General features: G+C 69.4%; 4 protein-coding genes and 1 pseudogene. 3 read left to right on the plus strand and 2 right to left on the minus strand.

The genetic code is table 11. The annotated features are described in order from the left end of the window. Positions 1 to 507 (plus strand): CocE/NonD family hydrolase (locus ACJA3G_RS26320; protein ID WP_406555531.1); only part of this gene is annotated, 507 nt, incomplete at its 5' end. 67 nt (positions 508 to 574) lie between these two features. Here ACJA3G_RS26320 and ACJA3G_RS26325 read toward each other — a convergent pair. Then, the gene (locus tag ACJA3G_RS26325; protein WP_406555532.1) at positions 575 to 775 is read right to left on the minus strand and encodes an SCO3870 family protein; all 201 of its coding nucleotides are present in this window, start codon (positions 773 to 775) and stop codon (positions 575 to 577) included. Between the two features lie 150 nt (positions 776 to 925). After that, positions 926 to 3,832, minus strand: a complete 2,907-nt coding sequence (locus ACJA3G_RS26330) for an OmpL47-type beta-barrel domain-containing protein (RefSeq protein ID WP_406555533.1) — start codon at positions 3,830 to 3,832, stop codon at positions 926 to 928. A 526-nt stretch (positions 3,833 to 4,358) separates the two neighbouring features. Between ACJA3G_RS26330 and ACJA3G_RS26335 the strand changes: the two genes are divergently transcribed. Both ACJA3G_RS26335 and ACJA3G_RS26340 read left to right on the plus strand, forming a co-directional pair. Further along, positions 4,359 to 6,143, plus strand: coding sequence for an N-acetylglutaminylglutamine amidotransferase (locus ACJA3G_RS26335; protein ID WP_406555534.1), 1,785 nt, complete (start codon positions 4,359 to 4,361; stop codon positions 6,141 to 6,143). Next, positions 6,140 to 6,783 (plus strand): annotated as a pseudogene (locus ACJA3G_RS26340) (TolB family protein); the annotation flags it as partial. The gene ACJA3G_RS26335 and the pseudogene ACJA3G_RS26340, both read left to right, overlap by 4 nt.

Here is a 6,783-nt window from a genome sequence, read left to right on the forward strand (position 1 = left end):
TCCCTCGGCGGCCCGCTGCTCTCGCGTACCGCCGGCCCCCGCGACAACGGCGCTTTGGAGATCCGGCACGACGTTCTGACATTCACCGGTCCGCTCCTGACCGAACCGATGGACATCATGGGCCCCGTCTCCGCGCAGCTGACTGTCTCCACCGACACCGGACACGCGGACATCTTCACGCGCCTGTGCGATGTGGACCCACAAGGCCGTTCCGTCAATATCTGTGACGGATTCAGCCGGTTCCGGACGGCCGAACAGGAGCCGACTCGCATCACTGTGCCGATGAGCTCCGCCGCCCACCGCTTCCCCGTCGGCCACCGCATACGCTGGCAGATCAGCGCAGGCGCGCACCCGCGCTACGCCCGCAACCCCGGCACCGGCGAGTCGCCCGTGGACGCCACCACCTTCACACCCGTACGCATCACACTTCACACCGACTCGGCACTCGTGCTTCCCACGCGCGAAGTGGCGGCGGCCACAGGGTGGCTGGACCCGGAGGTTGCCTAGGCCCGCTGCCGCCTGGGCGGACGAGGAGGTAAGGGATGTCCTCGCTCACCCCGGCGGCGTACTCGGATCAGCCTGCCTGCGGTCGGCCGTCACGTACCCAGGTCACGATGGTCAGGACCGAGGTGATGTACATCAACACACTGAACGTGGCGACGGACTCGACGTACTGCTCGTAGCCCTCTGCCCGAAGCTGAAGCGCGAAAAAGCTGAGCACGGTTCCCAGCGCTGCGGTCGCCGCGGCCATGGCCACGAAGGGGCCCTTCGTCATCGGTACTTCCCCCATGTCAAGAGACAATTGATCACAGGGAACGGTACGCGCCGCCGCTCGACAGCCGCAACCGAGCCCGCCCCACCGGCGAAGAGCGGTGAGGCGGTCCCGGTCCCGGTCCGGGCCCCTCTATGACGAGCCGTTCCCGGTCTACAGCAGCAGCCGGATCACCGTGATGTGAATGCCGCTTCGGGCCGTCTCCCTGTTCCCGGCCCGGTCGGTCGCGGTCGACGCCACCTTGTACGTACCGATCCCGCGCGGCGGCGCCACCTGCCACGTACAGCTGTGACGCGTGGCGTCCGTGCAGGTCACCGTCGCCTTCGCGGTCTGTGGTCGGCCGATCAGGGTCGGGGTGAACGTCACCGTCACCTCGTCCACCCCGGCCGCCGCGTCGGTCGCGGTGCCCGTCACGAACTGGGTGTCCGGCGCGCCGATGTCGACCGCGATGAAGATGGTGCCGTCCGCGGTGGTGAACCCTGACGCGGGCGGGCTCTTGTCGACCCGGACGGTCAGCGTCCTGTCCGGCTCAGGATTGCCCGCCCTGTCGGTCGCGTGGAACGTCACGACCGTCTCGCCCTCCCGGCTGACCGTGAACGCGGCGGAGTCCCCGGTGACGGTGGTCGCCGGAGTCGTCTGCGCGCCGGAGGTGGAGTAGGTGATGGCGGCGACCCCGGAGCCGGGCTGCGGGTCCGCCGCGTGCAGACTCACCGTCCCGTCGGCGGCGATCCAGCCGTTGGCGTTGGCGGCGGGCAGCAACGTCGCTGTGGTGAGCGGCGCCTTCGTGTCGATCCTGAACGCCTTGCTCCGGACCTCCTCCAGGTTCCCCTTCTTGTCCTTGGACCGGAACGAGAAGGTGTAATCGCCCTCCGGCAGAGTGAACGGGCCGGTGTACGGCAGCCAGTTGGTGCCGTCGTAGCTGTACTCGGTGTGGTCGATCCCCGAGCCGTTCGCGTCGTACGCCGTCAGCGTGGCGGTCACGGGCGACACCAGCCACCCGTTCTGGCCCGGGGCGCCCCCGGTGGTGGCCAGTCGCGTCAGCGGCGGCTGGTTCAGCGCCGGGCAGATCGCCAGGCCCGGCAGATTGCCGCCGCCGGCCGAACACAGCGCCTGGAACTGGGCGTGGAGCCGGGCCAGTCCGCGCGGATCGGGTGCGTGCGACACGGTCGGCACGCCCGTGGGAAACGCGGGTGCCGTACTGGTCATGAAGGCGGTCGCCGTCGTCTCGTCATCGACGATCGCGGCTGGTCTCAGCTGGGCGTACATCTCGTCGGCCAGAGCTCGCTGGGAGGGTGTGAGCGCCTCGTACGCACGGGTGATGCGCTCCTCGGGGTCGTTCTCGTCCCCGGGTTCGTCGGCGAGGCGGGTGGCCGGTTCGCTGAGGGTGATGGGGGAGGGTGTGGTTGTGCGCGCGGTCGCAGGTGTGGCAGCCGCGGTGGTTGCTTTGGCTGCTCCCGCCGTCCAGTTGAGGTGCAGCTCCCCGACCTCCCACGGTTTGTTCTCCCCGTTGGGGAGGGTGAAGGTCACCTGGACACCGCCCTTGGAGTTGTGGACGGCGGGAGCGCTGCGGGTGCCGTGCGCCAGGAATTCGTTGTTGCCGACCAGGGACGCGGTCGCGGTCGCCGGCAGGCCGGGCGGGCGCGGTACGTCGACCGTGATCGCATGCGCGTCGAGGTAGTGCTGCTGTGAGCCGCACTCACCCTCGTTGCCGGAGTTGCGGACCATGAACACCCAGGCGTCGTTGGCCGTGTTGATGGCCCCGGGCGCGCTCTCGCGGATCGCCATGGTGTGCACCGGGTGGATCTCGGCGCCGCCGGGCGCGTGTACCTGGTCGATGCCCATGAGCCCGGTGACCACGGCGTCGTGGTCCTTGACCATGCCGTCGATCCGGGCCCGGTCGTCGTCGTCCACGGCCTGGTGGAACGCCGCCCACCACTGCTGGTGGTCGAAGTGGTCGATCGTCTCGTCCGAGTCGAACTCCAGCTTCACGGAGTCCGGGTTCCCGGCGGTCGCCCCGGCCGGGCCGGTGCCCTTGAAGTCCCTCGTTCTCAGATTCATGTTGTAGTCGTCGTCACCGCCGATCCCGCCCGCGTGCTCGTCGAACGAGATCTGGCCGGTGTAGGTGACGTCGAACCAGTTGCGGTGGCCGGTCGGAGGGTCGCCGCCGCAGAGTCCGAAGATCTCGAAGAGGTCCCAGCCGATACGGTCCTCGTCGGTGGTCTGCGAGGTGCACGGCTGCGGCCCGGTGCACTGCTTGAAGTAGTACCCGTCCGGGTCCGCCTTCCCGCCGTTCTGCTGCCAGCCCCACACCGGGTCCCGGAACAACAGGTTGCTGTCGTATCCGGTGGGCACCAGGTCGAACGGTTTGGGATGCAGGGCGGGCATCGGGCCGGGGGTGCCGTGCTGGACGGAGAGGGTCAACCAGGCCGAGCCGCCGTCGTGGTCGATCGAGCACTGGTTGCCGTTGCCGTCGTCGTGCGAGTAGTAGCCGTTGTCACCGTAGTCGTCGTCGGTGTACCCGACGATCAGGTCGAGAGGCTGGACGAAGTCGGCGGGGTCGCCCAGATTTGCGATCTTCAGGGTGTGCCGGCCGCCGACGAAGTCGGTCAGCGGCACGTGGGTGACGGGCTGTTCGGGCTTGTCGGCGTAGTACGCGCCGGGAATGGTCACCCAGCCCCAGTAGAGTCCGCCCGGATAGCCGCTGCCGGATCCGCTCGGGTTCACATAGCGCTTCCAGGTCTCGCCGATCCCACCGGTCTGGACGCAGCCCCCGGCGTCGATGCTGATCTCGTCGCCCGGCTGGAAGACGAGCTGGTTGTACTCGTAGCTGGGGCCGCCCACGAAGGGCTGGTCGATGCGGGTGTGGGTCGCGTCGGTCGCCGTGATGGTGCAGGCGTCGCCGTGGCTGGCGGATCCCGGGCCGCAGTCGGCGGTCGTGGGCGCGGCGTGGGCCGCGCCCACGGGCAGCAGCGCGGCCAGCGGTAAGAACATCCCCAGCGCGACAGCGCGCGCGAGGCGCCGGCGCGCTGTGGACAGCGCGGCAGGTCTGAGTCGTTTCATGAGCCCTTCCCGTGACGTACGTACAGGACGGGCTCAGGGTCCAGCCGGTCTCCACACGCGACAAGGGCGGAGACGCGAATGCGTACGAAACATCAGCCGACGCGCAACCCAGGGCCGACCGGGCGGCTGCTGCGCTCCCGCAAGGTGGCCAGGGTGATGACCTGGGATCCGTGGTCGAAGGCGCCGCAGGCGCCGCTCAGCGCACCGAAACGCTGGTGGTTGTGTACCTACAGGTGGGCTCGGTGGGGTGTGCGGAAGGCCTGCGCCGCGGCCACCTCCAGCGCGGGCCCCACTCGCCGCCGGGCCCATCTGTGGGGCCGAATGCCCCAAAAAGGCGTTGCAGGGGTTATTTGCCTCTGTGCCGGGCACCCGTTGTCATCACGAACGCTACGTGGGCCGGGGTGTACTCCCGGTGGAAGGCGGTAAGGGCCGGTCCCGTGGCGGACTCCGAGACACAGCAGGTCCGAGACACACCAGGCAAGGCTCCCGCGCCGCCCGCCCGCCGTCCGGAAGGAAGCGAACCTCGATGTGTGGTCTGAGCGGAGAAATCCGCTTCGATGGCGAGCGTCCCGATGTCGCTGCCGTGGAGCGCATGAGTGAGCAGTTGGCTGCTCGTGGACCCGACGGCAGCGGACTTTGGACGCACGGCGCGGTGGCTCTGGGGCACCGCCGATTGAAGATCATCGACCTCTCGGATCATGGAGACCAGCCCATGACCGACGCCCAGGGAGAGGTGACCGGTGTCTTCAACGGCTGCGTCTACAACTACCGGGAACTGCGTGAAGAACTGCGGGGGATGGGCTACCGCTTCGAGTCGACGTCCGACACCGAGGTGATACTGAAGGCATACCGGCAGTGGGGCACGGCCTGCGTCGAGCGACTTTTCGGCATGTTCGCTTTCGCCATCGTCGAACACCGCACCGGTCGTGTGGTCCTGGCCCGCGACCGGCTGGGCATCAAACCCCTGTACGTGGCGAGCACACCGGAACGTCTGCGGTTCGCCTCCTCGCTGCCCGCGCTCCTCGCCGCCGGAGACGTGGACACCTCCCTCGACCCGATCGCCCTTCACCAGTACCTGAGCTGGCATGCCACCGTCGCGGCGCCGCGCACCGTCCTCAAGGGCGTGAGCAAGCTCCCCCCTGCCACCGTGCGCGTCGTGGAGCCCGACGGGACCCACCGCGACCACCGGTACTGGGAGCCGTCGTACACGCGTCGGCCCGAGCACGCGGGTATGTCCCCGGACGAATGGCGTGACGCGGTGCTGGAAGCCCTGCGCACCGCGGTACGCCGTCGGATGGTCTCCGATGTCCAGGTCGGAGTCCTGCTCTCCGGCGGCCTGGACTCCAGCCTGATCGTGGCGCTCCTGGCCGACGAGGGCCAGCACGACCTGATGACGTTCAGCGTCGGTTTCGAGACCGAGGGCGGTGAGAAGGGCGACGAGTTCCGGTACTCCGACCTGGTCGCCCGCGAGTTCCGCACCGCCCACCATCAGTTGATGGTCCCCTCGGACCGCGTCTCCGCGGACCTGGACGGGGCCGTGGCGGCGATGAGCGAGCCGATGGTCAGCCACGACGTGGTCGCCTTCCATCTGCTCTCCGAGCAGGTGTCCAAGGAGGTGAAGGTGGTCCAGAGCGGCCAGGGAGCGGACGAGGTCTTCGCCGGGTACCGCTGGTACCCGGAACTGGCGGAGGTCGCCCGTGAGGACGAGCCGGAGAGGTACGCCAAGACGTATTTCGACCGTGCGCACGCCGACCTCGCACAGATCCTTCAGCCGCACATGCTGCCGGCCGAGGATGTCTCGGGCCGCTTCGTCGAGGAGCACATGGCGGCGCCCGGGGCGGAGACGGCGCTGGACGCGGCACTCCGGTTGGATACGCACGTCATGCTCGTCGATGACCCGGTCAAGCGCGTCGACAACATGACCATGGCCTGGGGGCTGGAGGCCCGTGTGCCCTTCCTCGACCACGAACTGGTGGAACTGGCCGCGGCCTGCCCGCCGGAACTCAAGCTGTCGGACGGCGGCAAGGGTGTACTGAAGGAAGCCGGCCGGAAACTGTTGCCCCGCGAGATCGTCGACCGGCCCAAGGGGTACTTCCCGGTACCGGCCATCCGGCACATGGCGGGTCCGGTTCTGGACCGGGTGCGTGAGGCGATGGAGGCGCCCGAGGCCAAGCGGCGCGGTCTGTTCCAGGACACGTATGTGGCCGAGCTGCTCGCATCGCCCGACGAACACCGCACCAGGCGCGGGGCCAATGCGCTCTGGCAGGTGGCGCTGCTGGAGATATGGCTGCAGACGCACGGAATCACATGACCGGCAAGCCCTCGTCGCGGCTCCGGCAACCACCGCCCGACAGGTCGATGGCCGCTCCCGCCCCGGGACCCACCGGCCTCGCGGTGAATACCCTCCGGTCGGCGGGCCTGTGGTCGGCGAGCGGGGCTGGATCCACCGGCTTCGACCCGACGCCGGCGCTGTTGCCCGAGGCGAGCGGTCCGCGAGACGCCGTGACCGTGCTGCGCGCGCACGGATGCTGGTATCCCAGCCCCAACCCCGACGGCACCCAGGTGGCCTTCATCAGTGACCGGGGCGGCGTGCCCCAGCTGTGGGCCGCGTCCGTGGACCGTGACGATGCCCGGCTGCTGGACTCCTCGGCGGAACCGGTCACTGAGGTGTCCTGGTCTCCGGACGGCCGCTGGATCGCGTACACCATCACACCAGGCGGTGGCGAACACGGACGCGTGCTGTGCGTACGGCCCGACGGCACCGGCCGCCGCGTGCTGGCCGGGGGTGACCAAGGCAGCTCCGCCTACCTCGGCTGCTGGACGCACGACGGCTCGGCCGTCACCGTGACCGTCGCCGCCCCTGCCGTCCGCCCGACGACCGCGCCGGCACCGTCCGACTCGGTCGCCACGTCACCGCGAGCGCACCTGGCCGACCGGGGCGGGCGGGCGAC

The sequence above is a fragment of the Streptomyces sp. YS-3 genome (assembly GCF_045257485.1).
GTDB lineage: Bacteria > Actinomycetota > Actinomycetes > Streptomycetales > Streptomycetaceae > Streptomyces.